The organism is Burkholderia stabilis (genome assembly GCF_001742165.1).
In the GTDB taxonomy this organism is placed as follows: Bacteria; Pseudomonadota; Gammaproteobacteria; order Burkholderiales; family Burkholderiaceae; genus Burkholderia; species Burkholderia stabilis.
Genome location: NZ_CP016442.1, coordinates 709,516 through 731,933, shown reverse-complemented (window position 1 = coordinate 731,933; position 22,418 = coordinate 709,516). Strand labels below are relative to the sequence as shown.

Sequence of the window (22,418 nt, the reverse complement as noted above, 5' to 3'; positions counted from 1 at the left end):
CGCGAACTTCCGTCGCGTCGTACGGTTCAATTGCAGCCGACAATCGCGAGCACGGCACGCGCTTGCCTATCTCCCCCCGGGAAGACCGATGCCGGGGCACGCGCCTGCCGCCCGCACGTTTCGCTACCGCGAAGCGCATTTTCCGCGTTGTCGTCGCGGGTTTATCTTTACACCGTTCCCGGCTGTGTCGGCGATGACCTCCGGGCCGGACAAGCGGGTCTTCCCGTGGCTTGGCGGCGTCCCGGTAAAGCCGACGCGTTCGGCAGTCATTTTTCGCACTCGACACAATATTCGCGCGCCTGAAACGTCTTCAGGCACATGGAATCGCCACCCACTTCACGCACGATGACCGACCCAGACCGCGACATCACCGCGATAGTGACGCGTGAGCGAACGAGACTCGTGAGCTTTATCCGGCGTCGGATCCGCGATCCGGACGATGCCGAGGACATTCTGCAGGATGTGTTTCACGAATTCGTTCAGGCTTACCGGCTTCCCGCGCCCATTGAACAGGTGAGCGCGTGGCTGTTCCGTGCCGCGCGCAACCGTATCGTCGACCGTTTTCGCAAGAAGAAGGAGCAGCCGCTGACAGACCTGTTCGAGGCCGACGACGAAGCGAACAGCGAGCATCGCCTGGACCTCGCGCTACCGGCACACGATGCCGGCCCCGAAGCGCTCTACGCTCGCACGCTCTTGCTCAAGGCCTTGCAGGATGCGCTCGACGAGTTGCCGGCGAATCAGCGCGAGGTATTTGTCGCGCACGAACTGGGCGGCCAGTCCTTCAAGGAGATGGCCGCGCAAAGCGGTGTCGCGATCAATACGCTGCTCGCTCGCAAACGCTATGCAGTCTTGCATCTGCGTGCCCGGCTGCAGCTCATTTATGACGAATTGGACAATACCTAGAGGAGTCGACAGATGAAATTTCGAATCAGATGTGCGGGCAAGGCGCTGTTCGTCGTGGTCGCCATAGGCGTGCTCGGATGGGTCGTCATGATGTTATGGAACTGGGTGATTCCGGCGCTGTTCGTCGGCGCCCGTACGATCGACTTCGCCCATGCGCTGGGCCTGCTCGTGTTGAGCCGCATCCTGTTCGGCGGATTCCGCGGACACCACGGCTGGCGCGGCCGGCGCCACTGGCGCAAGTGGGAATCCATGACACCCGAGGAACGCGAGCATTTCCGGACCGCGTGGCAATCCGGCAGCAACCGGCCCACGGGAGAGTGAACGTGCGCGAAACATCAACGGGCGACTGCAAGCAGAAACCGGGCGTGATCGCGCCGGTCGTCGATCTGAAGCGTTGCGAAGGCAAAGGGGATTGCGTCGCGGTGTGCCCTGAGAACGTGTTCGAGGTCCGGCGCATCGACAACGCCGATTACGTCGACCTTGGTCTGATGTATCGCTTGAAGTTGCGTGTGCATGGCATGAAAGTCGCCTACACGCCGAACGCGGATGCGTGCCGGTCATGCGGACTGTGTGTGACGGCGTGCCCCGAGCGCGCCATCACGCTCGCCCGAACGGCATAGCCCCCCATGTATCGCCGCGATCGAGCGACCGCGCGGCAACCCTGACGGGACGCGCAGTCGCCGGATACCGCGTCGACGTGATCAATCTCGCCCAGGAACGCACATGGATTCACCCACCGCCGTCCTTCTGCGACGGCTCCACGAAGAGAGCCGGACCGAAGTCATCGCCCGCGCCCGCACGCAGTTCCAGGGATCGAACGAGGATTTCCTGTCGTTAGTCGAGGAATACGAAGCGATCGCCCCCCGTCTGCGCGGGCGGTTTCTCGAAACGCTCGGGCTGTCCACCGACGACCTCGAGTTGTCGCAAGGCAGTGCGTTATCGTTAGCCGTGTCGCCGGAAACGGGAGGATTCTTGCGCAACATTGTGCTCTCGCAACGGCCGGCCAGAATCCTCGAACTCGGCAGTTCATGCGGCGTGTCCACGCTGTATTTCGCGCAGGCGCTGAGCACGTTGGGCCGTGGCGTGGTCGTCGCGACCGAACGCGATGCACTCAAGTGCGCTCGATTGCGCGATCACGTCAGAACGGCGGGCCTGGACGCTCATGTCGACCTGCGGGAGGGCGATGTATTCGAGACCGTTGCCAAACTGGACGGTCGCTTCGACATGGTCTTCATCGACGTATGGGCCGACGCCTATCTGAAGTTGTTCAAGGGGATCGAGCGCCTGCTGCGTCCGGGATCGATCGTCCTCGCCGACAACATGTACACGGCCGAGGACGCCGTTCGACCGTACAAGCACTACCTCGATGACGATCCGCGGTTCTCGACCATGACATTGAATTTTGAATCGGGGATCGAATTCACGGTCGTCGTTGCTCAAGCGGGAATGTCGTCGATGGATCCTTGCCGCGCAGGCGTGGACTGAAGGACGCAGCCATCGATCGACACGCATCTCGCGTCGGACTGCGCCCGCCATCGGTGGGCACACGCTCAAACCGGATTGATCTCATCCTGACTGCGCCGCGTGGTCAGCGGCCCGAGCACGCGCAACGTGATGGCCACGATGCCGAGCGCGACCGAGATCACGCCGAACATCGCACCCGCACCGTAGCCGACGAGCACCGGCAGCAACACGAACGGCAGCGCGCCACTGACGATGCGCGACAACGCATACGTGCTGCCGATCGCCGTCGAGCGCACGCGCGCCGGGAAAATCTCGGCCTGGTACACGTGATACGCGTTGCTGAACACGTTCGACGCACAGGTCGTCAGCAACCCGAAGCAGACGATCAGCACGGTATTGCCCGAATACGCGAAGCAGAGCCCGAATGAGGCGATCGACAGGATCGATGCGATCACGAGCGTGCGGCGCTCGATCCAGTTGAGCAACGGAATCGACAGCAGCGAGCCGATCGGATACCCGACGAACGACAGCGCGATGAACAGCGTGCTGTCCGTCACGTCGAAACCGCGGCTCTTCACGACCGTGCCGGCCAGCGTGCCGAAGCCGTAATAGCCGAAGCCCTGGAACAGGTGAAAGACGGCGAGCATCAGGTAGCGCGCGCCATAGGGTTCGCGGCGCAGCAGCGCGATGCGCTCGCCGAGGCCGAGCGGCCGCTGCGGTTCGGCCGATTCCGCGAACTGGTCGGGCATGCGCACGCCGGCGCTGTCCGCGAAGCGCCGCAGCGCCGCGTGCGCTTCCGCGGTGCGCCCTTGCGCGAGCAGCCAGCGCGGGCTTTCCGGCAGACGGTGCTGGATGCACAGCACATACACGGCGCCGAGGCTGCCGATCGCGAGGATGATGCGCCAGCCGGCCACGCCGGCGACATGCAGCGGGTTCAGCCACAGTGCGAGAAAGCCCACGAGCGGCACCGCGACATACGAGGTCGTATAGGCCCACGCGGCGAGCCGTCCGCGCTTTTCCTTCGGCAGGATTTCGGACAGGAAGCTGTCGGCGACCGGATAGATCGCGCCGACGCCGATGCCCGTCAGGAACCGGCATGCCACGAGCATGTCGGCGTTCACCGAGAACGCGCCGACCAGCGAGAATGCGCTGTACCACATGAGCGTCAGCAGGAACGCCTTGCGCCGGCCGATGCGGTCGGCGAGGCTGCCGAGGCAAAGCGCACCGACGAACATCCCGATGAAGGCCGACGCGAGCAGCAGCTTGAAATCGGCGCTCTGGCGGCTCAACCCGTATTCGTTCTGCAACGCGGAGCCGATCGTGCTGACGAGGAAAATCTCGTACATGTCGAAGAACAGCCCGATGCCGATCACCCACACGACGAAGCGGTGCAACGCACCGACCGGCAGGTCGTCCATGAAATCGCCGAGCGTGACGCGGCGGGCGGGGAGGGGCGCCGCATCGGCGCCGACGCCGGCGGAAGCGGCCGGCGGCCGCGCGGAGGCGGGACCGCCCGCGTTGCCGCCAAGATCGAGGGATTGGCTGTTCATCGTGTCTCCTGATTATCGATTTGCCGCGGCGCGGGGCCGGGCCATTCGCGGCCGGAAGCAGGGGCCGCGCGAACCGGAAAGGGCCGGATGCGCGGGCTGCGCCGATCGTCCGACACATGGTGGGTGAATTTGCCGCGCGCGATAATTGCGGATGCTTCAAGCATCCTTTCCCGGACAGAAAGGCTACGGAACGCAGGCGCGGCGGGCATTCAGGCGGAAGGCCGGTGTGGCTTCCCGCGGCGCGCAGACGCGCGCGGGAAGCAGTTGCCCCCGCACGAGCGGGGGCAGGGAAAACGATACGCCGTGATGCCTGGCCACCGGCACGACAACCGCCGGCGGCCAGGCCGCACGCTCAATCGGCAGGCAAGAACGCAGCACCTTGAAACACCCGCACGGGATTCCCGCGCTCCAGCTCGAAATGCTGCATCCGCCGCTGCCGGCGCGCGTCCGATGCGTGCCGGTCGGCTTCCTGCTGCAATCGCACCTGCAGCAACTGCAACGCCAGCCGCTTGTTCGCATGCTGGCTGCGCTCGCTTTCGACACGCACCGACAGGCCCGTCGCAACATGCGTCGCACGGATCGCCGAGCTCGTCTTGTTCACGTGCTGGCCGCCCGGGCCGCGTGCGCGCATCGCTTCGAACCGCACGTCGCCGTCCGGCAGCGGCTGCGCGTCGGCACAGCGCGTGACGCCGATGAACCAGTTCTTGCGCGGATGGCGCGGCCGGAACGGGCTCGCGCAAATCCATTGCAGTGTGCCGGTCCACCGGTCTGCAAGCGCCTGCGCGCCGTCGCCGTCGAGATCGAGCAGCACCGAGCGCAGCGTGCCGGGCCGCTCGCCCGGCTGCGCATCGAGCACCGTCACGACGACGCGCCGCGCATCGGCTTCCGCCTGCAGGCGCCGCAGCGCATTGGCCGCGGCCAGCTGACACTCCAGCGGGCCGTGCGCCGACGAAATCTGCATCAGCATCGGTTGCCCTCCCCGGAGGTCTTGTAGGTCAGCACCGGCGCGAGCCGCGCGAGCTTGCGCAGCAGGCCGGCCGCTTCGAGCGCGTCGACGACGCTGTCGATCGGCTTGTATGCCTGCGGCGCTTCCTCGTACAGCAGTTCGCGGTCTTCGCAGACCACGTGGCTGCCGAGCGGCGTGCGCGTGAGCTGCGACGGCGTGAAGCGCCGCTCGAGGCGGCCCTTGCAATCGCCGCGCGCCCACTTGCGGCCCGCGCCGTGTGCGAGCGACGCGAGGCTCGCCGCATCGCCGGGCCGCGCCGGCGCCACGAGATAGCTGTAATCGCCGCGCGACCCGGGAATGACGACGGGCCCCGCATCGGCCGGCGTCGCGCCTTTGCGATGCAACCAGCCCGGCTCGCCGTCGACGGTCGCGCGGCTCACCAGGTTGTGGTTCACATCCAGCACGCACCGGCCGTCGCTGCGCCAGCGCGCCAGCATGCGCCGCGCGATCAGGTCGCGATTCGCCACTGCATAGCGCAACGCCGCATCGTGACGCGCGAGGTACGCCGCGCACGCGGCATCCGTGTCGTCGAGGCCGTCGTAGCCATGCTCGCGCATGTGCTGCTCGAGGATCGACTGACCGAAGCCGCGCGACCCGCTGTGCACGAGCAGCAGCAGGCGGTCGCGATCGAGACCGAGCGCGTCGACGGCGTGTGCGTCATACACGGCGTCGATCCGTTGCGCCTCCGCGAAATGATTGCCGCTGCCGATCGTGCCGAGCGACGCCGCGAATGCATGATCCGCGAACCCGGCAGCCGCAACGAGCGGCTGCCAGCCGGCATCGGGCGCGGCATCGATCGAGCCCAGCCGGCTCGCGAGCTTCGACGCGCTGACGCGCCGCGCATCGAGCGCGGTTTGCCAGAGCGCCATCCCGCAGCCGATATCGCCGCCGATCAGCGCCGGATACAGCCGGCCCGTCGAGAAGAACGCAGCGCCGACCGGGTAGCCGCGTCCGGGATGAAGATCGGGCATGCCGGCGACGCGCCGCATGCCGGGGAGGGTGGCAGCGTGTTCGAGCTGCCGGATCGCCTCACCTTCGATCCAGGTGGTGGCGCAAGCGCACAGCGTGATGCGCTCCGCCAGGTATTGCATGGAATTGCCCATGGAGGTTTCCGTTCGATGAAAAAGGAAGAACGGCGGGCCATGGCACGGCCAGCGCATGCGAATGCGCTGCTCGACATCGGAAGTCGGGAGGACGGCAGCACGACAGGATCGGAACGACCCGGCTCATCGCCTGGATGGCGATGCGCGGTGCTGCGTGGCGTGAACGATGAAACGGACGGACGCGAAAAACCCGAACTACGACCCGCGACGGGAGGAGCGTTGGCGTGACGTCATGATGTTCTTCTCCTTGCGAGTGAGGGGTTGATCGGAATGGCGGCGACTCTAGCATGCGCACAGCGGGCGCAGCAACACGCGGTATTGCATGACCGATCGAATCCGGTTCGATGTGGCGTAAAACACACACAAAGGATTCCGGAGCATTTCCTCAGAAATCGTACGTGCGCCGTGCGGCAACGGGTGTTCGGCGGATGCCGGCCGCTGCGACCACGGCGCCCGGTCGCGCTTGACAGCACAAAATCCGTTTCGTAGCATCCGCCTGCTTCATCCCTGAACCCTCATCGAATCGGTGATCCAAGTGCCCGCAATCAATCGTCCCTTCGCCTGATACGCCGACGACCTGCCGTCCCGGCCGCGTGTCGTCCTGCCCGTTCCCGTTCGCCTTGCGACGCCGGAACATCGATCGCAGGACCGCGCCCGGACTCGCACTGACACCGCAACGCACTTCATACCGTTCGTTCACGTCGTCGGCTTTTTCCCTGTTACCGGAGAAAGACCATGACGCTGGATTTTCGCGCCTACGCGCAATCGCTCGACCTCGCCCGCTATCCGCGCACGCCGCACCTTGAAGGTTCGCGCCTGCAGGACGGTGACGAAGGTCACAACCACATTCCTTATCGCACCCTTGCGGGCGCACGCCTCGTCGTCGAGGAAAAACTCGACGGCGCGAACACGGGCATCAGCTTCAGCCCGGCAGGCGAACTGCTGCTGCAGTCGCGCGGCCACTATCTGGCCGGCGGTGGCCGCGAACGGCAGTTCGGTTTCGTGAAGACGTGGGCCGCCGCGCACACGGGCTGGCTGCTCGAGCGCCTCCAGGATCGCTACGTGATGTACGGCGAGACGATGAGCAAGAAGCACGCGGTGTTCTACGACGCCTTGCCGCATCACTTCTTCGAGTTCGACGTGTTCGACCGTGCGACGAACCGCTTCCTGTCGACGCCCGCGCGCCGCGCGCTGCTCGCCGACGGGCCCGTTCTGTCGGTGCCCGTGCTGTACGAGGGCATCGCGCCGGCGCGGCTGGCCGACCTGAAGGCGCTGCTCGGCCCGTCGCTCGCGAAGACGCCGGACTGGCGCCGCGCATTCGAGGAAACCGTCCGGCGGCAAGGGCTCGACCTCGTGCGCGCCTGGCAGCAATGCGACAAGTCGGAGCGCTCGGAAGGGCTCTATGTGAAAGTCGAAACGGACGACGCGACGACCGCGCGCCTGAAGTGGGTGCGCCACGATTTCGTGCAGGCCATTCTCGATTCGGCGCGCCATCACTCGGAGCAGCCGTTCATCCCGAACCTGCTCGCGCCGGGTGTCGACCTGTATGCATCGCGCCCGACCGTCACGTGGGCATCGATCCCGGCCGCGCCCGCGGAAAAATGAATTCGAAACGGCCGCAGGCCGTTTCGACAGGAGTCTCGATCATGAAATACGAACATCTGCAGGCGCTCGTGCCTGCACCCGGCAAGCAGCCGGATTATCACGCGTGTCTCGCGGCGTTTCCCGCGCTCGAACATGCGAAAACGACGCCGCAGGAGCCAGCACATCACGGCGAAGGGGACGTGTGGACGCATACGATGATGGTGATCGATGCGCTGCTCGCGTTGCCCGACTATCGGGCCGCATCGCGCGCCGACCAGGAAATCGTGTTCCTGGCCGCGCTGCTCCACGACATCGCGAAATACAGCACGACCGTCGTCGATCCCGTCACCGGCGCGATCGGCCATCCCGGCCACTCGCGCAAAGGCTCAATCGATGCGCGCATCGCGCTATGGGACGCGGGCGTTCCGTTCGCGGTGCGCGAGGCGGTCTGCCGGATGATCGGCGTGCATCAGGTGCCGTTCTTCGCGATGAGCGGGTCGCGCCGCGGTACGCCGGAATTCATCGCGCGTGAGCTGTCGTGGCAGGTCAGCATTCCGCTGCTATGCCTGCTCGCCGAAGCCGACATCCGCGGACGCATCTGCGACGACACGCAGCGCGTGCTCGACAACATCGAGCTGTTGCGCGAACTGGCGCGGGAAGAGGGCTGTTACGGCCAACCGCGCGCGTTTGCCGATGCCCACACGGCGCTCAGCTACTTCCGCGGCGCGGACGTGCATCCCGACTATCCGCTGTTCCGCACGCCGGGCTCGCAGGTCGTCGTGATGTCGGGCCTGCCGGCGTCGGGCAAGAACACGTGGGTCGCACGGCATCATCCGGATCTGCCGGTCGTGTCGTTCGACGATGCGCGCGAGGCGCTCGGGCTGCGTCACGGGCAGAACGAGGGCGCCGTCGCGCACCATGCGGTGGACGCCGCGAAGGCGCTGTTGCGCGACCGGCGGCCGTTCGTGTGGAACGCGACGAACCTGTCGCCGCTGATGCGCAAGAAGACGCTCGACTTGCTGTATGCGTACGACGCCGACGTGACGCTCGTCTACCTCGAACAGCCGCGCGCGGAGCTGTTGCGCCGCAATGCGCGGCGCGACACGTCACTAACGAATCGCGCGCTCGAAGCGATGCTGCTGCGCTGGGATCTGCCGCTGCCCACCGAGGCGCATGCGGTGCGGTACGAGGTCTGATGCGCCTGCGCAAAAAGCGCGAGCCGATACGCCCGATGTCATTGCAGGCATCGTGGCGTACCGGCGACGCGCATCACTTCAGCTTCGCGGCCCCGCGCCGACGGCGGTGGCAGCGCGAGCTTCGTGCCGCGGAAGTCGCCGGCATCGAGCACATGGCCGACTCGGTGTTCTGCGTGACGAGTGCGCTGCCGGCGGCCCGCGCGGTGCTCGCGCACCGGGCGCGCAGCCGTTGGCGGCCGGCCCTCGAAACGGGTGCCGTCCACCGCCGATTTGAAATGTTCTGTATCTGCACGGCCAGCGGATACAGCGCGATACAACGCAGCTTGGAGCGTCCGCTATAAAGCAGGCATGACCTCTTCAGGAGCACGACATGTCTGCAACCTGGTTCAACGGGTCCTGCCATTGCGGGGCCGTCAAATTCGAAGTCAGGACGGCTGTTGCGCCGGCAGTCCGCTGCAACTGCAGTCTGTGCCGCCGGCGCGGCGCGCTGATGAGCCCGATGTTCGCCGCCGCCGACCTGAAGATCGTCGAAGGCGAGGGCGCGCTGACGTGCTACCGCTTCAACACACGCACGGCCCGTCACTATTTCTGCAACCGCTGCGGCGTCTATCCGTTTCATCAGACGCGCAAGGACCCCGCATGCTGGCGCGTCAATCTCGGCTGCCTCGACGGCATCGATCCGTATGCGCTCGACGCGACGGTCGCCAACGGCGCGAGCCTCTCCGTCGTGGAGGACGCATGAAACGCTGGCTCATGATCGTGCTGTTTGCCGCGGGCGGGCTCGCGGCCGAAATCGCCCACCCGGTGCAATGCACGCTGCTGACGGCAAGCCGGCCGCAAACCGGCAAACGGCGCGGGCCGCGCACGGACCGGCAAGACTGACGGCGGCGATCCTGGCGCTTCGCAGCGCTCCGCCGGTTCGTCGAGAACGATTATCATGCTTCCGATAAGATCGTACGCGATATATAATGCGTCTATCTGCGGCCGTCCGCGTCGCTGGAGGAAGTTCATGAAACCGACCGAAGCACCATCGACCGCCGCGCCGAAGCTGTCCGAGTTCCTGTGTTTTGCGATCTACTCGACGAACCTCGCGTTCGGCAAGGCGTACAAGCCGATCCTCGAAGAGCTCGGCCTCACATATACGCAATACATCACGATCATCGCGCTGTGGGAGCAGGACAACCAGACGGTCGGCCAGCTCGGCGAGAAGCTGTTCCTCGAATCCAATACGCTGACGCCGATCCTGAAGAAGCTCGAGGCGATGGGCTACCTGGAGCGGCACCGCGATCCGTCGGACGAGCGCCAGGTGCTCGTCAGCCTGACGAAAAGCGGCCGCCGCGTGCGCGAGAAGGGGCTCGACATGAATCTGGTCGAAGCCACCGGGTTGAAGCCGGACGAATTCGCGAAGATGCAGAAGGCGATCGTCACGCTGCGCGCCAACCTGATTCACTCCACCGAAGAATAAACGCAGGGCGGCGGCGCCCTGCGTCGTCACGCCTGCGCGTCGCCCAGCACCAGCAGGTTCATCTCGCGGCGCACGATGAAACCGAGTGCGAGGTAGCGCTCGATCGCGACCTGGTTCGTCGTGAGGACGTGCAGGAACGGGGTTTCCGCGCGTGCGCCGATCGCTGTAATCAATGACCGGATCAGTCGCGCCGCCAACCCTTGCCGCCGAAACGCGGCATCCACGCAGACGGCACTGATCTCGGTATGCCCGTCCACCCGCATCCGCTCGCCGGCCATCGCGGCCAGCCGGCCTTCGCTGCGCACGCCGATATAGTCGCCCAGCTCGATCGTGCGCGGCCCGAACGGGCCGGGCTGCGCGGCCGTGGTCAGTGCGAGCATGTCCGGCACGTCGGCTTCGGCGAGCCGGACATGCTCCGTTTCATACGCCGGATCGAGCGTGCCTTGCCAGATCATTTGCAGCAGCGGCGCGCGCCGGATCGCCGATAGCCCCGACGGCGTTTCGATCCCGCCCGGCGTGACCAGCGCCACCGGCCCATGCGTGACGATCAGCTCGCGCAGTGCGTCGAGCGATGCCGCGCTCGTGTCGGCGATCGCGCCGAACGGGGCAACGGCCGCCGGAAACCGCATCGCACGGTCGTTGCCCAGCGCGAAGCGGCGCTGCCTGCCGGTGAGCGCGTTCCAGACCACATGGTCGAGTGGGTGCGCACCGCCTGTTGTACTTCCGGTCGTTGCGTCCTGCATCGTCTGCTCCTCGCTTGAAGATTTCGTGTCGCACAGGATAGACCGGATCGGCCGGGCAGGTCGCGCCGGGTGCGCGGGTGCGTTGCCGAGTGCTTCACGCCAGACGATCGATTCATGGACGGGAAACGTCGTGACAGACCACGGTGCCGCAAGTATAAAAAGCGTATGCGATTACATCGCATACGCTTTGTTTGACGAATGTGGACGGCCGATTCCGTCGTCCAGCACTCAATGACCGAAATAGATCGAGCGCTCGGCGGGGCGAACCGCGCTTCGGCTGCCGGACTGCGCCGCGCCGTCCGCGTCGTTGCCGTAACCGGACGCCATCGTATCGGCCGCACCGGCGCTGTTGCCGTGAATCCGGCTCAGTGCTGCCTGGAGATTGTCCGGATAGTTCGGATCGTTGGGGCGGTTCGGCAGGTAGCCGGCCTGTTGGAGCGCGGCCAGCTCCGCACGCACCTGCGCGCGCGTCACGGTGGTTTCGCTGGCGAATGCCGGTGCGGCAACGGAGGCCGATACGGCGACAAGAAGTGCGGCGATCAGTTGGGTCTTCATCATTTACCTCGACAAGAAAAAGGGAATTCAGGGATTGCGTACCGCACGCCGGCAATCGGCGCCGTTCACGGTTTCGCTCAATGGCCGAAGTAGATCGAGCGCTCGGCGATGCGCGTCGCGGGCCGGCTGCCCGACTGCGTAGCCGCGCCGGCATCGCTGCCATAACCGGATACCGATGCTTCGGCCGCCACGGCGTCGTTCGCGTGGATGCGCGTCAGCGCAGCCTGCAGGTCGTCCGGGTAGTGCGGATCGTTCGCGCGGCCCGGCCGGTAGCCGGCTTGTTCGAGCTGAACCAGTTCGGCGCGCACTTGCGCACGGGACACGCCGGCTTCATCGGCAAACGCCGGAGCGGCAACGGAAGCGGAAACGGCAACGAGAAGGGCAGCGATCAGTTGGGTTTTCATCATTCACCTCGACATATCAGGAATAGAAAGGATTCAGGGCTCACGTATCGGCACGCGGCGCTCAATGACCGAAATACACCGAGCGGTCAGCCACACTGACGGCATGCCAGCGGCCCGATTGCGTTGCCACATCGCCGTTACCGCCGTAGCCGGAAGCCTGCTCGTTGGCCGCGACGGCGTCGGCCGCATGGATCTGCGTCAGCGCGGCCTGCAGATCGTTCGGATAGGTCGCGTCGGTGGCGCGATTCAGCGGGTATCCGGCCGTTTGAAGCTGGACCAGTTCGGCGCGCACCTGCGCACGCGTCACGGTGGTTTCGTTGGCGAACGCCGGTGCGGCAACGGAAGCCGAAACAGCGACGAAAAGGGCGGCGATCAGTCGGGTATTCATCATTCACCTCAGTTGGAAAGGAATCGGGAATTCGGCGGGCGGCGCATCGGCCGCCCGGTGCAACGTTCATGCAAGTCGGATGTCGACGTCGATGTTGCCGCGCGTCGCCTTCGAATACGGGCAGGTCTGGTGCGCGGCATCGACGATGCGCTGCGCGACGTCGCGATCAAGCCCCGGCACGCTCACGTTCAGGCGGGCCTGCAGGAAATACGCGTCGCCGCCCGTGCCGAGATCCACTTCCGCGTCGACAGCGAGATCGGCCGGCAGCGTCACTTTCGCGGCACGCGCCGCAAGCTGCATCGCACCGATGAAACAGGCCGACCAACCGGCCGCGAACAGCTGCTCCGGGTTGGTGCCATTACCGGCGCTGCCCGGCGACGACAACTGGATGTCGAGGCGGCCGTCGGAACTGCGGGCCGAGCCATCACGGCCACCCGAAGTCGTATGCGTCTTGCCCGTGTACAGCACTTTTTCGATCTTGCTCATCATTTGCTCCGTCAGTTGGCTGGTTTTCTTCAGATGCGATTCAATCGCGTACGACGAAGTTTCGTCGCAGCGACCATTCATGTCAAGCGCGTTCGATTAAATCGCGTACGATATTTTGTATATCAATGTATCTGGAATGCGTCGGGCCTTGCTGGGCAAAGCTTCCAGACGATCGACTCCTGATATTCGATGTGCCGGGGACACACAATGCATGCCGGGTGGGGCGGGCGACAACCCCGGCGGTCCGTGATTGCCGCCCCCAGGATGGTCGACAGGTCACACCGGTTCGATCTCGGCAATCACGACGAGGATCACAGCCGCATCGGCCGGCAACTGTCGCTGGGAGAACGCCGAACGCGCGTGTCCCGCCTTGCTGCCCAGCACGGCAGCGAACAGGTCCGACGCGCCATCGATCACGGTCGGCTGTCCGAAAAAGCCGTCAGCCGAGCTCACATGTCCCTCGACGCGTACGATCTTGCGCAGGCGGTCGAACCCGCCCAGATGCCGGCGAATCTGCGCGAGCACATTCAGCGCCGCGAGGCGGGCGGCATCGCGACCTTCATCGATGCTCAGTTGCTCGCCGACACGGCCGGTATAGGCGACCCTGCCGTCGGCGAGCGGCAGTTGCCCCGACACGAACAACAGGTTGCCGGCTTCGCTGACGGCCGTATAGCTGCCGAGCGGGTTCGGCGGTTCGGGTAACGCGAGGCCGAGTTCGGCCAGGTTTCGTTCGACGGTCATATCGTTCTCCTTGGAGAAAATGGATAAGGCGATCGGTGTTGCCTGTCAGTGACTCTAGTCATGCGGGCGACACCGGTAAATGTCGTCGGCGCAATTGATCCGGGACGCGATGTAACGAATCGCGCCGCACGTGCCGGCTGGTTTCGCGCACGATATTCGTGCACACTCGTTGCTTCACCGCGTGCCCCACCGGAGACGGCAGGAACGGCCTCATGCAACGAAAATTCGACGACCTGCTGCTGGGCAGCATCGAGCTGTTCTGTCTTGCCGCCGAACTCGGCAGCTTCACGCTTGCAGCAACCGCGGCGAGCGTCACGCCGGCCGCGGTCAGCCGGTCGGTAGCGCGGCTCGAGGAGCGTCTCGGCGTGCGGCTGTTCGTGCGCACGACGCGGCAGATCCGCCTGACCGATTCCGGTCGGCGCTATTTCGAGCAATGCCGCGATGCGCTGTCGCAGCTCGTCGACGCGGAACGCGAAGCGACCGGCCAGCAAGCCACGCCCGCCGGCGTGCTCCGGATCAGCATGCCGACGCCGTACGGGCACTATCGCGTGCTGCCGCTGCTGCCCGCGTTTCGTGAGCGCTACCCGGACGTGCATGTCGAATCCCACCTGAGCAACCGCAACATCGACTTCGCAGAGGAAGGCTTCGATCTCGCGATCCGTGGCCGCGCGCCGGCCGATTCGAACCTGGTCGCGCGCAAGCTGGAGGACGCGGAACTCGTGATCGTCGCAACGCCCGGCTACCTGAAGCGCGCCGGCACGCCGACCGCCATCGACGAACTCCATGCGCACGAATGCATCCAGTTCGAGCTGCCGAGCAGCGGGCGGCCGGTTCTCTGGCTATTCGACGATGGATCGGACGAGATCGATGTCGCAACGACCGGCCACTACGGCACGTCGGGCGATGTCCTCGCCGGCGTGACGCTCGCTCGCAGTGGTGCGGGCCTGTTCCAGACTTATCGCTTCATCGTCGAGCAGGATCTTCGCGTCGGTACGCTCGTGGAGATCCTGCCCGGCCTTGGGGGTCGGTCGCGGCCGTTCATGCTGCTGTACCCGCATGCGCGCTTTCTGTCCTCGCGCGTGCGCGTGTTCGTGGATTTTCTCGTCGAGCATCTGGAGCGCGCGCCCGTCAAGCAGGCGAAGCCTGCGCGTACCAGACGAGCCGGCGCACAGCGCTAGGCGCGCCGGCCCATTCTCTCGACGCCGCGGCTCAATGCCCGGCGCTCTGGCCGCCGTCGACGTGCAGGATCTCGCCCGTGACGAACGGCGCCGAGTCCAGATACAGGATCGCGTCGACGATGTCGCTCATCTCGCCCATGCGGCCGACCGGATGCAGCGACGCCAGCGCCGCATGCGTTTCAGGTGCATGCATCGGCGACTTGATGATGCCCGGCGACACCGCATTGACGCGGATGCCGGCTTTCGCATATTCGATCGCGAGCGACTTCGTCGCCGCATTCAATCCGCCTTTCGTCAGCGATGCGAGCACCGACGGCACGTTGCTGTTCGCGTGATCGACCAGGCTTGTCGTGATGCTGACCACGTGTCCGCCGCCATGCTGCTGCATCGCGACGATCGCGCGCTGCGTGATGTGGAAGAAGCCGCTCAGGTTGACGCTCGTGACTTGCGCGTAGTCGTCCTCGGTGTACTGCGTGAACGGCTTCGCGACGAACACGCCGGCGTTGTTGACGAGCGTGTCGACACGGCCGAAGCGTTCGATCGCGGTGTCGACGACGCGGCGCGCGACGGCCGGATCGCCGATGTCGCCGGCGACGGTGACGAGGTCGGGGTCGCTCGACGGACCGATCGAACGGGACGTGGCGACAACGCGATGGCCGCGTGCCCGAAATGCGTTGACCGTTTGCGCGCCGATGCCTTGCGATGCGCCGGTAACGATGATGACTCTGGATGTGCTCATGACGTGCCTCGACAGGTGAATGGTGTTCGGCCTGGTGCCGACCGGATCGATGAATCCGATGGGCAAACTGTAGGCGCGACGATCACGATTTCGAACACCCACCGTGGAGCAACAGTCTTGCGTCGCAGGAACAAATGACGGCGAGGCCGGTGGCGGGCCGCCGGATCGGCTAGCGATGCGCGGTAGTAGCACAGCCACGCCGGGCGCGATCGCAGGAAGCCAAGCCACACCAGCGTCATGACCGCGTCTCGTAGATTCATTTCCATTGCCATCTGGCGAGTCAGTTTCTTCTTCGATGCACGTACGTTTCGATAACTTTTCTTATCACAACATGCTGATTGAGAATCAAAACTCACGATTTCGAAAACGCGCCTGACGTCACCATCCTGCGCATCCCATGTAATGGCTGCATCGATTCGAGGGCAGGGAAGCGCTCGTTAAAACGAGGCAGCTCCCGCCGGCGTCAACCCGAAGCGACCGCGCTCCGTTTCCCGCACTTTCACCGCATTCAACCAACTGAAGAGTTTCGCCCGTTCAGCCGATCATCACTGCATGGCGCATGCCGTCAGTATCGCGAACGATCGCGGCGCTCGAACGGCGGATGGGGTGTCGGCTATCGCTCCCGAGCAACTTTTCGGGCGGCGTCGTGCGGCTGCGACAACCACGAGTACGCCGGTTGCGTCGAAATATCGCGCCCCGAAGACTGGCGCAACATGGAGCGGGCGTGGCAGGGCCCCCCAATGGATTGCGGGAGCAAAGAATCGCGATCGGTTCTTGATCGAGCAGTGAGTGGGGGTGACGGTTGAGCCCTATGCCGTCACCGCCGCATGATGGAAATTATCGGGCGATGTGCCGTGAACGAACCGTCTTGGCTTACTGGCGCGCGCACACGCGAGAGGTTGGAAGCCGACGGGGCGGCCTCTGACGCATCTTGTACGGGAGGGGTTCGAAGCGTTTGCCTTCGACTTAATCGTCGATGGGCGCACGCCCTCGTGATCGCCTGGATGCAACGTGTCGGCAAGGATCTCGACCGCGTCTCAGTATTCACTCGAGATCCACGGCAGTTGCCTCTGTTTTAATAGCGACGCAGTTCGATTCAGTCTGACGCGCACCTCCAACTCGAGGTATGCGTATCCGAAAGCGCGTACTGAATAGTCGAACCTGGTTCGAGAACAGGCGCAACGCTCCCGCCGGCCCCCGATCCGTCCATCTGTTACGCGTCTTTCAGCCAGGGCATTTCCACGGGTGACACGACCAGTTGCCGGAATTCACGTTTCAGATCGAAGATGAACCCGACCAGGATCATCGAGTCGGCGTAAGGAATCGGAAAGACTTGCGGATTCTCCGGCGTTCGCAAGGGGCGCTCGGGGGTGTCCGCTGTTGCCGCGGCGTTTTCGCGAACACTTTCCAGGTCGTCGGCCATGGCCGGGCCTCCGACATTCAGCACACGGCTACGCAGGTCGCTGAAGGGTTCGATGCGCGCAGCATCTTCGTGGTATTCGGGCACTTCATAAACGAACCAGGACATTGTCGTCTCCCATGAGAAGGGGCGCTATTCTAACGCTGCGCGAAGATCTACCGAAATCGGCCACGTTGAGCGACGGCCGATGTCGCTGTGTCGCAGGCTAACAGGGCAATTTCAGACCAGGCGGGCCACCGCCGCGGCACCGGAAGCGTTACCTTGCACAAAACCGTGAGGCCGTTGCCGCCGCGATTGATCGCGATGGAATCGCCGACGTTCTACGCGATGCTGCATGCGATCGAGCGGGTGGGGATGAAGGCGATCGAGGTCGCGACGCACCCGGAATACGGGATCGACATCGCCGCGTGCATGGTGATGCCGAACTTCCAGATACCCGACGAGCGCAAGCGCGAACTGGTCGAGTTCGCAATGAAGGCCCGCATGCCGATCATCGAGAACGTCAAGGCCGACAATGGCAGTGAATTCATTTCGAAGGCGCTCGACAAATCCGCCCCGAAGCCATTGGAAACAGCTTCAGCGCATTGCGACCAAGCTGCGACAATTGCCTGGAATCCAGACCCGACGACAGGCGCAACGTGCGCATGTTGCTCTCCATAGTGTCGAAGCATGTGCAAGGCACCCCGCAGTCTGAGCCGTAGACGATATGATCAATTCCTGTCATTGCGACAGCGGGTGCGATCGTGTGAACGGAGCCAGTCATGGCCGTATCGACGTACAGTCGTGCAAGCTGATTGCGCATTTCCGATTCGGTGAGCATAGAAGGGTTCCTGACCCACGGCTGGGTTCCGATGAGTACTAGCCTTTCCGACAAAGCGGGGAGGGCCGCCCCACAGTGCGCCAGGATCAATCTAACATCTGGATAGCGCCGAAAGATGCCTGCATACAGCATGTCGACTACGGTTCGCGTGGTTTCGAACGCGACCTCGAGTAGTGCGCTTGCACGCCCGAACATTCCGGGGCCATAGGCATTGGGATGTACAAACACTACGGCCTTCCTCCGGTTCAGTTCTGCCCAGACTGGTTCGAGGCGTGTATCGCTCAGGTACACACCGTTGTAACAGCATGTCATTGCAAAACCGTCGGCCTGAAGCATCGTTGCGGCGCGTTCAATCTCGGCCAATGCTGCGTCCGGGTCGTCGGTAGGCAAGGCGGCGAGAAGACCGAATCGTGACGGATAACGCTCGACGATTGACGCGCCATATTCATTTGATTTTCTGAGCATATCTGGCGCAAACGGGATATTGCTTAGCATCTGCATACGAATGCCCAGCCTGTCCATTACATCCAGCGCGCTTTCTACGGACCAGTCAGGCGGCTTCGCCCCAATCCAATCGTAATTCTGCATGGCATTCCAGCGCGCGTCGCTTTCAGCGGTTGTCATAGGCGGCGTAAAATGTGCGTGGACATCTATCCAATTTCTCGGCTGCATGTGAACTTCTCCAGAAGTAACTCGCAAATGGTAGAAAACGACGATCGACAGCGCAATCGCGAGAATCAGCCAGAAAATGTCGGTACGCTGCCATGTTCGCAACAACCCGTCCTGATCGGCCCGACGCCAAACCCTATCTCGGTGCGGATCGTGAGCTTTCCAGCCGGAACTGTTTTCGCGCCACAAGCAGCCCCTTGGGGCAAGCTTCTGTTTTCGGTGAGCGGCGTCGTTGAATTTGGTATTGAAGGACGGCGATATCTCTCGCCACCTGCTTACGCGCTCTGGATTCCTCCGTTCGTCGAGCACGAGTCGAGGACACGCCAAGCAACCCGATACGCAGCGGTGTATATCGCGGAAGCACGATGCGATTCATTGCCTAGAAAAGTGACCGCATTGCAGTGCACCGATATTCTGCTTGCGATTGTTCAGAATTTGGCGGCCCGCTCAATCGAGGTTCCAGTTTCGATGGAGGACTTGCGCCTCGCGAATGTTCTAGTTGATCAAGTACGCATCGCTCCTCCATTTGATGGCTATCTCCCGTTCGTCAATGAACCAGCTATTGCGCGCATCATGACTGCTATTGTTCAAACGCCGGGAGACAGACGAAGTCTGGCGCAGTGGGCTGAGGAGGAGGGGCTAAGCGAACGGAGCCTGTCGCGGCACTGGCGGGAACTTGCTGGCGTGTCGTTCCATGAATGGCGCCAGCGGGCCAAACTCGTTGCGGCACTAGCGATGCTAGAAGAAGACTATTCGAGTGATGAAATTGCTCGACGGCTGGGTTACAACAGTTCCTCAGCGTTCATCGCGATGGTCAGGCAAATGACAGGCACTAGCCCGGAACGCTTGAGGTCGACGAAACGGCATCGTGGCCCATAGTCGTCGGGATCAAGTTCGCGTGATTCCGTTCTTTGCGTTCGCGCCGGGCGTGCGCAAAGTGGTCTACGCGAGTTCCTCGAACCACCGATGGTCGCTGCCGTCGATCTGGATCAGTTCGCCCAGGCAGGCCCGACGCGCTCGTGGCTGATAAACCTTCGGTGGCCGCTGTCGACGTGGAATCCACAAGCCAGCGTCCGTCATCAGTCTCCTGACCGTTTCCTTGGCCAACCGAATGCCGTGGCATTCCCAGAGCTTCTCGCAGGCCAATGTCGGTCCGAAATCGGTGTAGCGATCGCGGATGATCGACAGCGCCCGGTCGGCGTCTCCTGGGTCCAGACGGCGGTTGCCGGGCTTCGCGCGGTGTCCCGACACCAAACCCGCCGGACCGTGCTCACGCAGCCGGGCGACCAGCCGGCGAATCTGCCGTGTCGTCAATTCCAGCCGTTCCGCTGCACGCCATGGCTTGAGCTTGCCGTCCGCCACGTCTTGAATGACCTTGAACCTGTCCAGCTCGCGCATCGTCATCGTGATCCGCTCCGTTGCAGCCATCGCAGCCTCCGGCGCCGGACACCCGGCGGCCGGACAGCTTACGTGGCACGAAAGCGGACATTTCTATGTAGCCAAAAGCGGACATTTCAATCTAGCCACTACAATCAAATTTCTCGATAATTATGATTATGTCAAATATAAAATTTGCCCGAAAACACGACTGAAATCTCCGTCAGGCGCCGCCCGATTCACGCCTCACCGGCCGCCCGTCACCGTACTTTTCCCGCTCGAACGCCCGAACCGCCTCTCGAAATCGAAGACACACGCCGACCGACGACGGCCCTCCAGGCCGCCGTCATCTCCAACGAGCCACAGCAACCACTCGCATCAGGACAGCATCATCCCTTGCATTTTGTGCGAGAAATGCGCGCGCTCGGCCGTCTCCATCAGCATCAGGAATTCGTCCTGCATCATGTGGATCAGCGCTTCGTGGTCGCCGGCCTCGAAATAGACTTCCGGCTGCTCCGCGAGGCGTTCCTCGAGGAAAGTCTTCATCCCGTACGCCATGCAGACCGGCGGCAACGCGCCCATGTCGCAATCCTTGAAGAGTTCGCGCAACTCGACTTCCCGGGCGAGCACGAGATGACGCCCCGTCTTCACCCAGAGGTCCGACAGGCGCACGGCGTGCGTCGTCGGCAACACGGCGGCGACGTAGCCTTCGTCGTCCTCGAGGAGCACGGTTTTTGCGAGGCGATCGCCGGGGATATGCGCGGCGGCGGCCGTCTCCATGCTCGTATGGCTATAGGGGTGGTACACGACTTCGTACCGCGATGACTTCTGGCGCAGGCAATCCTGCAGGGTGGCAGATACAGGCATGGCACACCTCGTCTGGGCGAATCGGGCGAACGAAGTTCGCTCCGGATTCGTTCAGCATAGGTCGCATTTCGGCCAATGGAAACGCCCTCGCGCAGCGCCCGTCCGGACGGCCCGAAGCACGATTTCGGTCCCTTTTCGCCCGGTCCGGCCGCCCTCGCCGGCATGTGAAATCCGGACCCGGAATACGCTTGGCAGACCCTCTGTTCCTGCAGACAAATCAAGGCAGTGTGCATATCGGCGCGTAGGCACACATCAATGGGCTGGCGCTTGAATGCTAGACCGTTAGTTGCAATTTAAGGAAAAGGGCAAACAGAAATCGACCGTGCATTTCCAATCCGCGGAGCCCGTCGGCGCACCGGCAAACCGTGCCACCAAAGGCCGCACGGTGTCCTATACTGGGCCGGCCGACTGCCATCCGGCGGCGGCCGATTCCTGGAGCGACCATGCATTACCAGTTGATCTACGATCTCGTCGACGATTACCTGTCGCGGCGCGAACCGTTCCGCGCGCAGCACCTCGCGCTCGCGCAGGCCGCGACCGAACGCGGCGAACTCGTGCTTGCGGGCGCGCTGGCGGACCCGGCCGACCAGGCCGTGCTCGTGTTCGAAGGCGATTCGCCGGAAGCGGCCGAGTCGTTCGCTCGCGCCGATCCGTACGTCCAGAACGGTCTCGTGAAATCCTGGCGCGTGCGCCCGTGGCGCGTCGTGATCGGCAAGCACGCGCCGCGCTAGACGCGCGAGGCTACAGCCACCCTGCCCGCTTGAAACGCCACCACAACGCGAGATCGGCCCCGAGCATCACCGCGATGCAGCCATAGAAGCCGTATTTCAGGTGCAACTCGGGCATGTTCGCGAAGTTCATCCCGTAGATGCCGGCGATCATCGTCGGAATCGCGAACAGCGCGGCGAACGATCCGAGCCGCTTGGTCACTTCGTTCTCGGCGAGCGAGATCATCCCGAGGTTGACCTGGATCGCCGTCACGACCATCTCTCGCCGCCCTTCGATCGTCTTCACGATCCGCTGCAGATGGTCGTACACGTCGCGGAAGTAATGTTCCATCCCGCTGCATACCTGCGGGATGCGCCCGCCCGTGAGCTTCGCGAGCGGTTCGATCAGCGGCGCCGTGTGCTGGTACAGCATCACGAGGCGGCGCTTCAGCGAATAGAGATCCTCGATGATCGCGCGCGACGACGCGGGCGTGGCCTTCGTGAAGATGCGGTCCTCGAGTTCCTCGAGCTCGGCGCCGAGCGTTTCGAGGATCGGGAAATAGCGGTCGACGACCTGGTCCATCAGCGCATAGAACACGAACGCCGAGCCTTCCTGCAGCAAATGCGGCTCGCGCTCGCAGCGCTTGCGCACGTCGCGGAAGTCCTGCTCGGTATGGTTGCGGATCGACAGCACGTAGTTCGGGCCGACGAACACGTTCAGCTCGCCGACCTTGAGTTCATCCTCGTCGTCGAGCTCGACCATATGCAGCACCGCGAACAGCGAATCGCCGTACTCCTCGATCTTCGGGCGCTGATGCCCCTTGCGGGCATCCTCGAGTGCGAGCTCGTGCAACCCGAACTCCTCGCCCATCAGGTCGATTTCATCGGGCGTCGGGTCCTTCAGCGCCACCCACACGAAACATTCGGGCTTCGACACGTAGTCGCTGATGGCGTCGATGTCGATATCGGCCAGCTTGCGGCCGTCCTGGTATGCAGCACAGTTGATCAGCATGTTGTCCGTGATGTTGCGGTTTGCGCATCAGTTTACCGTTT

General features: G+C 63.8%; 28 protein-coding genes and 2 pseudogenes. 15 read left to right on the top strand and 15 right to left on the bottom strand.

Annotation, left to right across the window (positions count from 1 at the left end):
* The first annotated feature begins 318 nt into the window (after positions 1–318).
* The 4 genes from BBJ41_RS03525 (at position 319) to BBJ41_RS03510 (ending at position 2,388) form a co-directional block, all read left to right on the top strand.
* Positions 319–903 carry an RNA polymerase sigma factor gene (locus BBJ41_RS03525; protein ID WP_175972661.1) on the top strand — a complete coding sequence of 195 codons (585 nt, stop codon included), beginning with the start codon at positions 319–321 and terminating at the stop codon, positions 901–903.
* Positions 904–915: 12 nt separating this feature from the next.
* Entirely contained in the window at positions 916–1,224 is a 309-nt protein-coding gene (locus tag BBJ41_RS03520) for a hypothetical protein (RefSeq protein WP_069745336.1), read from the top strand.
* A 2-nt stretch (positions 1,225–1,226) separates the two neighbouring features.
* Positions 1,227–1,523 carry a 4Fe-4S dicluster domain-containing protein gene (locus BBJ41_RS03515; protein ID WP_069747562.1) on the top strand — a complete coding sequence of 99 codons (297 nt, stop codon included), beginning with the start codon at positions 1,227–1,229 and terminating at the stop codon, positions 1,521–1,523.
* Positions 1,524–1,626: 103 nt separating this feature from the next.
* Positions 1,627–2,388, top strand: a complete 762-nt coding sequence (locus BBJ41_RS03510) for an O-methyltransferase (RefSeq protein WP_069745335.1) — start codon at positions 1,627–1,629, stop codon at positions 2,386–2,388.
* Between the two features lie 65 nt (positions 2,389–2,453).
* Here BBJ41_RS03510 and BBJ41_RS03505 read toward each other — a convergent pair whose 3' ends face one another.
* The 3 genes from BBJ41_RS03505 to BBJ41_RS03495 all read right to left on the bottom strand — a co-directional run bounded on the left by BBJ41_RS03505 (position 2,454) and on the right by BBJ41_RS03495 (position 6,026).
* Positions 2,454–3,917: an MFS transporter gene (locus tag BBJ41_RS03505; protein WP_069745334.1), complete on the bottom strand. Its 1,464-nt coding sequence runs from the start codon at positions 3,915–3,917 to the stop codon at positions 2,454–2,456.
* 352 nt (positions 3,918–4,269) lie between these two features.
* Positions 4,270–4,884: a peptide chain release factor H gene (gene prfH / locus BBJ41_RS03500; protein WP_069745333.1), complete on the bottom strand. Its 615-nt coding sequence runs from the start codon at positions 4,882–4,884 to the stop codon at positions 4,270–4,272.
* Entirely contained in the window at positions 4,878–6,026 is a 1,149-nt protein-coding gene (locus BBJ41_RS03495; RefSeq protein ID WP_069745332.1) for an RNA ligase RtcB family protein, read from the bottom strand. Before BBJ41_RS03495 ends, prfH begins: the two co-directional genes overlap by 7 nt.
* A 735-nt stretch (positions 6,027–6,761) precedes the next feature.
* Between BBJ41_RS03495 and BBJ41_RS03490 the strand changes: the two genes are divergently transcribed.
* From BBJ41_RS03490 to BBJ41_RS03470, 6 genes are all read left to right on the top strand, one after another.
* Positions 6,762–7,631 (top strand): RNA ligase family protein, encoded by an 870-nt coding sequence (locus tag BBJ41_RS03490; protein ID WP_069745331.1) that lies wholly within the window; start codon positions 6,762–6,764, stop codon positions 7,629–7,631.
* Positions 7,632–7,672: 41 nt separating this feature from the next.
* On the top strand, positions 7,673–8,806 hold the full coding sequence (locus BBJ41_RS03485) for an AAA family ATPase (protein ID WP_069747561.1): 1,134 nt from the start codon (positions 7,673–7,675) through the stop codon (positions 8,804–8,806).
* Positions 8,806–9,147 carry a hypothetical protein gene (locus BBJ41_RS03480; RefSeq protein WP_069745330.1) on the top strand — a complete coding sequence of 114 codons (342 nt, stop codon included), beginning with the start codon at positions 8,806–8,808 and terminating at the stop codon, positions 9,145–9,147. The genes BBJ41_RS03485 and BBJ41_RS03480 overlap by 1 nt, the downstream gene beginning before the upstream one ends.
* 29 nt (positions 9,148–9,176) lie before the next feature.
* Positions 9,177–9,548 (top strand): GFA family protein, encoded by a 372-nt coding sequence (locus BBJ41_RS03475; protein WP_069745329.1) that lies wholly within the window; start codon positions 9,177–9,179, stop codon positions 9,546–9,548.
* Entirely contained in the window at positions 9,545–9,688 is a 144-nt protein-coding gene (locus tag BBJ41_RS41065; RefSeq protein WP_167362192.1) for a hypothetical protein, read from the top strand. Before BBJ41_RS03475 ends, BBJ41_RS41065 begins: the two co-directional genes overlap by 4 nt.
* A gap of 127 nt (positions 9,689–9,815) precedes the next feature.
* Positions 9,816–10,271 carry a MarR family winged helix-turn-helix transcriptional regulator gene (locus BBJ41_RS03470; protein WP_069745328.1) on the top strand — a complete coding sequence of 152 codons (456 nt, stop codon included), beginning with the start codon at positions 9,816–9,818 and terminating at the stop codon, positions 10,269–10,271.
* Positions 10,272–10,297: 26 nt separating this feature from the next.
* On the opposite strand, the gene BBJ41_RS03465 is transcribed toward BBJ41_RS03470, so the two are convergent.
* The 6 genes from BBJ41_RS03465 to BBJ41_RS03440 all read right to left on the bottom strand — a co-directional run bounded on the left by BBJ41_RS03465 (position 10,298) and on the right by BBJ41_RS03440 (position 13,588).
* Positions 10,298–11,014, bottom strand: a complete 717-nt coding sequence (locus BBJ41_RS03465) for a GNAT family N-acetyltransferase (protein ID WP_069745327.1) — start codon at positions 11,012–11,014, stop codon at positions 10,298–10,300.
* Positions 11,015–11,242: 228 nt separating this feature from the next.
* Complete coding sequence (locus tag BBJ41_RS03460; protein WP_069745326.1) at positions 11,243–11,572, bottom strand: DUF4148 domain-containing protein; 330 nt, start codon at positions 11,570–11,572, stop codon at positions 11,243–11,245.
* Between the two features lie 74 nt (positions 11,573–11,646).
* A complete protein-coding gene (locus BBJ41_RS03455; RefSeq protein WP_069747560.1) occupies positions 11,647–11,973 on the bottom strand; it encodes a DUF4148 domain-containing protein in 327 nt (108 codons plus the stop codon).
* Between the two features lie 61 nt (positions 11,974–12,034).
* Entirely contained in the window at positions 12,035–12,361 is a 327-nt protein-coding gene (locus tag BBJ41_RS03450; RefSeq protein WP_083281898.1) for a DUF4148 domain-containing protein, read from the bottom strand.
* 66 nt (positions 12,362–12,427) lie between these two features.
* Positions 12,428–12,847: an organic hydroperoxide resistance protein gene (locus BBJ41_RS03445; RefSeq protein ID WP_069747559.1), complete on the bottom strand. Its 420-nt coding sequence runs from the start codon at positions 12,845–12,847 to the stop codon at positions 12,428–12,430.
* A 276-nt stretch (positions 12,848–13,123) separates the two neighbouring features.
* Positions 13,124–13,588 (bottom strand): RidA family protein, encoded by a 465-nt coding sequence (locus tag BBJ41_RS03440; RefSeq protein WP_069745324.1) that lies wholly within the window; start codon positions 13,586–13,588, stop codon positions 13,124–13,126.
* A gap of 212 nt (positions 13,589–13,800) precedes the next feature.
* Between BBJ41_RS03440 and BBJ41_RS03435 the strand changes: the two genes are divergently transcribed.
* A complete protein-coding gene (locus tag BBJ41_RS03435) occupies positions 13,801–14,766 on the top strand; it encodes a LysR family transcriptional regulator (protein WP_069745323.1) in 966 nt (321 codons plus the stop codon).
* A 31-nt stretch (positions 14,767–14,797) separates the two neighbouring features.
* Here BBJ41_RS03435 and BBJ41_RS03430 read toward each other — a convergent pair whose 3' ends face one another.
* The gene (locus BBJ41_RS03430) at positions 14,798–15,505 is read right to left on the bottom strand and encodes an SDR family NAD(P)-dependent oxidoreductase (protein ID WP_069745322.1); all 708 of its coding nucleotides are present in this window, start codon (positions 15,503–15,505) and stop codon (positions 14,798–14,800) included.
* 552 nt (positions 15,506–16,057) lie between these two features.
* On the opposite strand from BBJ41_RS03430, the gene BBJ41_RS38475 reads away from it, so the two are divergent.
* A complete protein-coding gene (locus BBJ41_RS38475; protein ID WP_083281794.1) occupies positions 16,058–16,294 on the top strand; it encodes an H-NS family nucleoid-associated regulatory protein in 237 nt (78 codons plus the stop codon).
* Positions 16,295–16,718: 424 nt separating this feature from the next.
* On the opposite strand, the gene BBJ41_RS03425 is transcribed toward BBJ41_RS38475, so the two are convergent.
* Complete coding sequence (locus BBJ41_RS03425) at positions 16,719–17,033, bottom strand: helicase (protein ID WP_069745321.1); 315 nt, start codon at positions 17,031–17,033, stop codon at positions 16,719–16,721.
* Positions 17,034–17,210: 177 nt separating this feature from the next.
* Between BBJ41_RS03425 and BBJ41_RS41495 the strand changes: the two are divergent.
* Positions 17,211–17,426 (top strand): annotated as a pseudogene (locus BBJ41_RS41495) (aminotransferase-like domain-containing protein); the annotation flags it as partial.
* Between the two features lie 25 nt (positions 17,427–17,451).
* Here the strand turns inward: BBJ41_RS41495 and BBJ41_RS03415 are convergent.
* Positions 17,452–18,369 carry an amidohydrolase family protein gene (locus BBJ41_RS03415; protein ID WP_236872057.1) on the bottom strand — a complete coding sequence of 306 codons (918 nt, stop codon included), beginning with the start codon at positions 18,367–18,369 and terminating at the stop codon, positions 17,452–17,454.
* Between the two features lie 18 nt (positions 18,370–18,387).
* Here BBJ41_RS03415 and BBJ41_RS38460 point away from each other — a divergent pair, with 18 nt between their 5' ends.
* The gene (locus BBJ41_RS38460) at positions 18,388–19,293 is read left to right on the top strand and encodes an AraC family transcriptional regulator (RefSeq protein ID WP_167362191.1); all 906 of its coding nucleotides are present in this window, start codon (positions 18,388–18,390) and stop codon (positions 19,291–19,293) included.
* Between the two features lie 66 nt (positions 19,294–19,359).
* On the opposite strand, the pseudogene BBJ41_RS03410 reads toward BBJ41_RS38460, so the two are convergent.
* Positions 19,360–19,842: pseudogene (locus tag BBJ41_RS03410) on the bottom strand (helix-turn-helix domain-containing protein); the annotation flags it as partial.
* 327 nt (positions 19,843–20,169) lie between these two features.
* Positions 20,170–20,658: an aminoacyl-tRNA deacylase gene (locus BBJ41_RS03405; protein ID WP_069745318.1), complete on the bottom strand. Its 489-nt coding sequence runs from the start codon at positions 20,656–20,658 to the stop codon at positions 20,170–20,172.
* Positions 20,659–21,101: 443 nt separating this feature from the next.
* Here BBJ41_RS03405 and BBJ41_RS03400 point away from each other — a divergent pair, with 443 nt between their 5' ends.
* Complete coding sequence (locus BBJ41_RS03400; protein WP_069745317.1) at positions 21,102–21,389, top strand: YciI-like protein; 288 nt, start codon at positions 21,102–21,104, stop codon at positions 21,387–21,389.
* Between the two features lie 10 nt (positions 21,390–21,399).
* Here the strand turns inward: BBJ41_RS03400 and corA are convergent, their stop codons facing one another.
* Complete coding sequence (corA, locus tag BBJ41_RS03395; protein ID WP_069745316.1) at positions 21,400–22,377, bottom strand: magnesium/cobalt transporter CorA; 978 nt, start codon at positions 22,375–22,377, stop codon at positions 21,400–21,402.
* Between the last annotated feature and the right edge of the window lie 41 nt (positions 22,378–22,418).

Excerpts from the sequence above, each read along its gene's own strand:
- BBJ41_RS03525 (WP_175972661.1), top strand. The coding sequence starts at position 319 with ATGGAATCGCCACCCACTTCACGCACGATGACCGACCCAGACCGCGAC.
- BBJ41_RS03520 (WP_069745336.1), top strand. The coding sequence starts at position 916 with ATGAAATTTCGAATCAGATGTGCGGGCAAGGCGCTGTTCGTCGTGGTC.
- BBJ41_RS03510 (WP_069745335.1), top strand. The coding sequence starts at position 1,627 with ATGGATTCACCCACCGCCGTCCTTCTGCGACGGCTCCACGAAGAGAGC.
- BBJ41_RS03505 (WP_069745334.1), bottom strand. The coding sequence starts at position 3,917 with ATGAACAGCCAATCCCTCGATCTTGGCGGCAACGCGGGCGGTCCCGCC.
- prfH (WP_069745333.1), bottom strand. The coding sequence starts at position 4,884 with ATGCTGATGCAGATTTCGTCGGCGCACGGCCCGCTGGAGTGTCAGCTG.
- BBJ41_RS03495 (WP_069745332.1), bottom strand. The coding sequence starts at position 6,026 with ATGGGCAATTCCATGCAATACCTGGCGGAGCGCATCACGCTGTGCGCT.
- BBJ41_RS03490 (WP_069745331.1), top strand. The coding sequence starts at position 6,762 with ATGACGCTGGATTTTCGCGCCTACGCGCAATCGCTCGACCTCGCCCGC.
- BBJ41_RS03485 (WP_069747561.1), top strand. The coding sequence starts at position 7,673 with ATGAAATACGAACATCTGCAGGCGCTCGTGCCTGCACCCGGCAAGCAG.
- BBJ41_RS03480 (WP_069745330.1), top strand. The coding sequence starts at position 8,806 with ATGCGCCTGCGCAAAAAGCGCGAGCCGATACGCCCGATGTCATTGCAG.
- BBJ41_RS03475 (WP_069745329.1), top strand. The coding sequence starts at position 9,177 with ATGTCTGCAACCTGGTTCAACGGGTCCTGCCATTGCGGGGCCGTCAAA.
- BBJ41_RS41065 (WP_167362192.1), top strand. The coding sequence starts at position 9,545 with ATGAAACGCTGGCTCATGATCGTGCTGTTTGCCGCGGGCGGGCTCGCG.
- BBJ41_RS03470 (WP_069745328.1), top strand. The coding sequence starts at position 9,816 with ATGAAACCGACCGAAGCACCATCGACCGCCGCGCCGAAGCTGTCCGAG.
- BBJ41_RS03465 (WP_069745327.1), bottom strand. The coding sequence starts at position 11,014 with ATGCAGGACGCAACGACCGGAAGTACAACAGGCGGTGCGCACCCACTC.
- BBJ41_RS03460 (WP_069745326.1), bottom strand. The coding sequence starts at position 11,572 with ATGATGAAGACCCAACTGATCGCCGCACTTCTTGTCGCCGTATCGGCC.
- BBJ41_RS03455 (WP_069747560.1), bottom strand. The coding sequence starts at position 11,973 with ATGAAAACCCAACTGATCGCTGCCCTTCTCGTTGCCGTTTCCGCTTCC.
- BBJ41_RS03450 (WP_083281898.1), bottom strand. The coding sequence starts at position 12,361 with ATGAATACCCGACTGATCGCCGCCCTTTTCGTCGCTGTTTCGGCTTCC.
- BBJ41_RS03445 (WP_069747559.1), bottom strand. The coding sequence starts at position 12,847 with ATGAGCAAGATCGAAAAAGTGCTGTACACGGGCAAGACGCATACGACT.
- BBJ41_RS03440 (WP_069745324.1), bottom strand. The coding sequence starts at position 13,588 with ATGACCGTCGAACGAAACCTGGCCGAACTCGGCCTCGCGTTACCCGAA.
- BBJ41_RS03435 (WP_069745323.1), top strand. The coding sequence starts at position 13,801 with ATGCAACGAAAATTCGACGACCTGCTGCTGGGCAGCATCGAGCTGTTC.
- BBJ41_RS03430 (WP_069745322.1), bottom strand. The coding sequence starts at position 15,505 with ATGAGCACATCCAGAGTCATCATCGTTACCGGCGCATCGCAAGGCATC.
- BBJ41_RS38475 (WP_083281794.1), top strand. The coding sequence starts at position 16,058 with ATGGCGCATGCCGTCAGTATCGCGAACGATCGCGGCGCTCGAACGGCG.
- BBJ41_RS03425 (WP_069745321.1), bottom strand. The coding sequence starts at position 17,033 with ATGTCCTGGTTCGTTTATGAAGTGCCCGAATACCACGAAGATGCTGCG.
- BBJ41_RS03415 (WP_236872057.1), bottom strand. The coding sequence starts at position 18,369 with ATGACAACCGCTGAAAGCGACGCGCGCTGGAATGCCATGCAGAATTAC.
- BBJ41_RS03405 (WP_069745318.1), bottom strand. The coding sequence starts at position 20,658 with ATGCCTGTATCTGCCACCCTGCAGGATTGCCTGCGCCAGAAGTCATCG.
- BBJ41_RS03400 (WP_069745317.1), top strand. The coding sequence starts at position 21,102 with ATGCATTACCAGTTGATCTACGATCTCGTCGACGATTACCTGTCGCGG.
- corA (WP_069745316.1), bottom strand. The coding sequence starts at position 22,377 with ATGCTGATCAACTGTGCTGCATACCAGGACGGCCGCAAGCTGGCCGAT.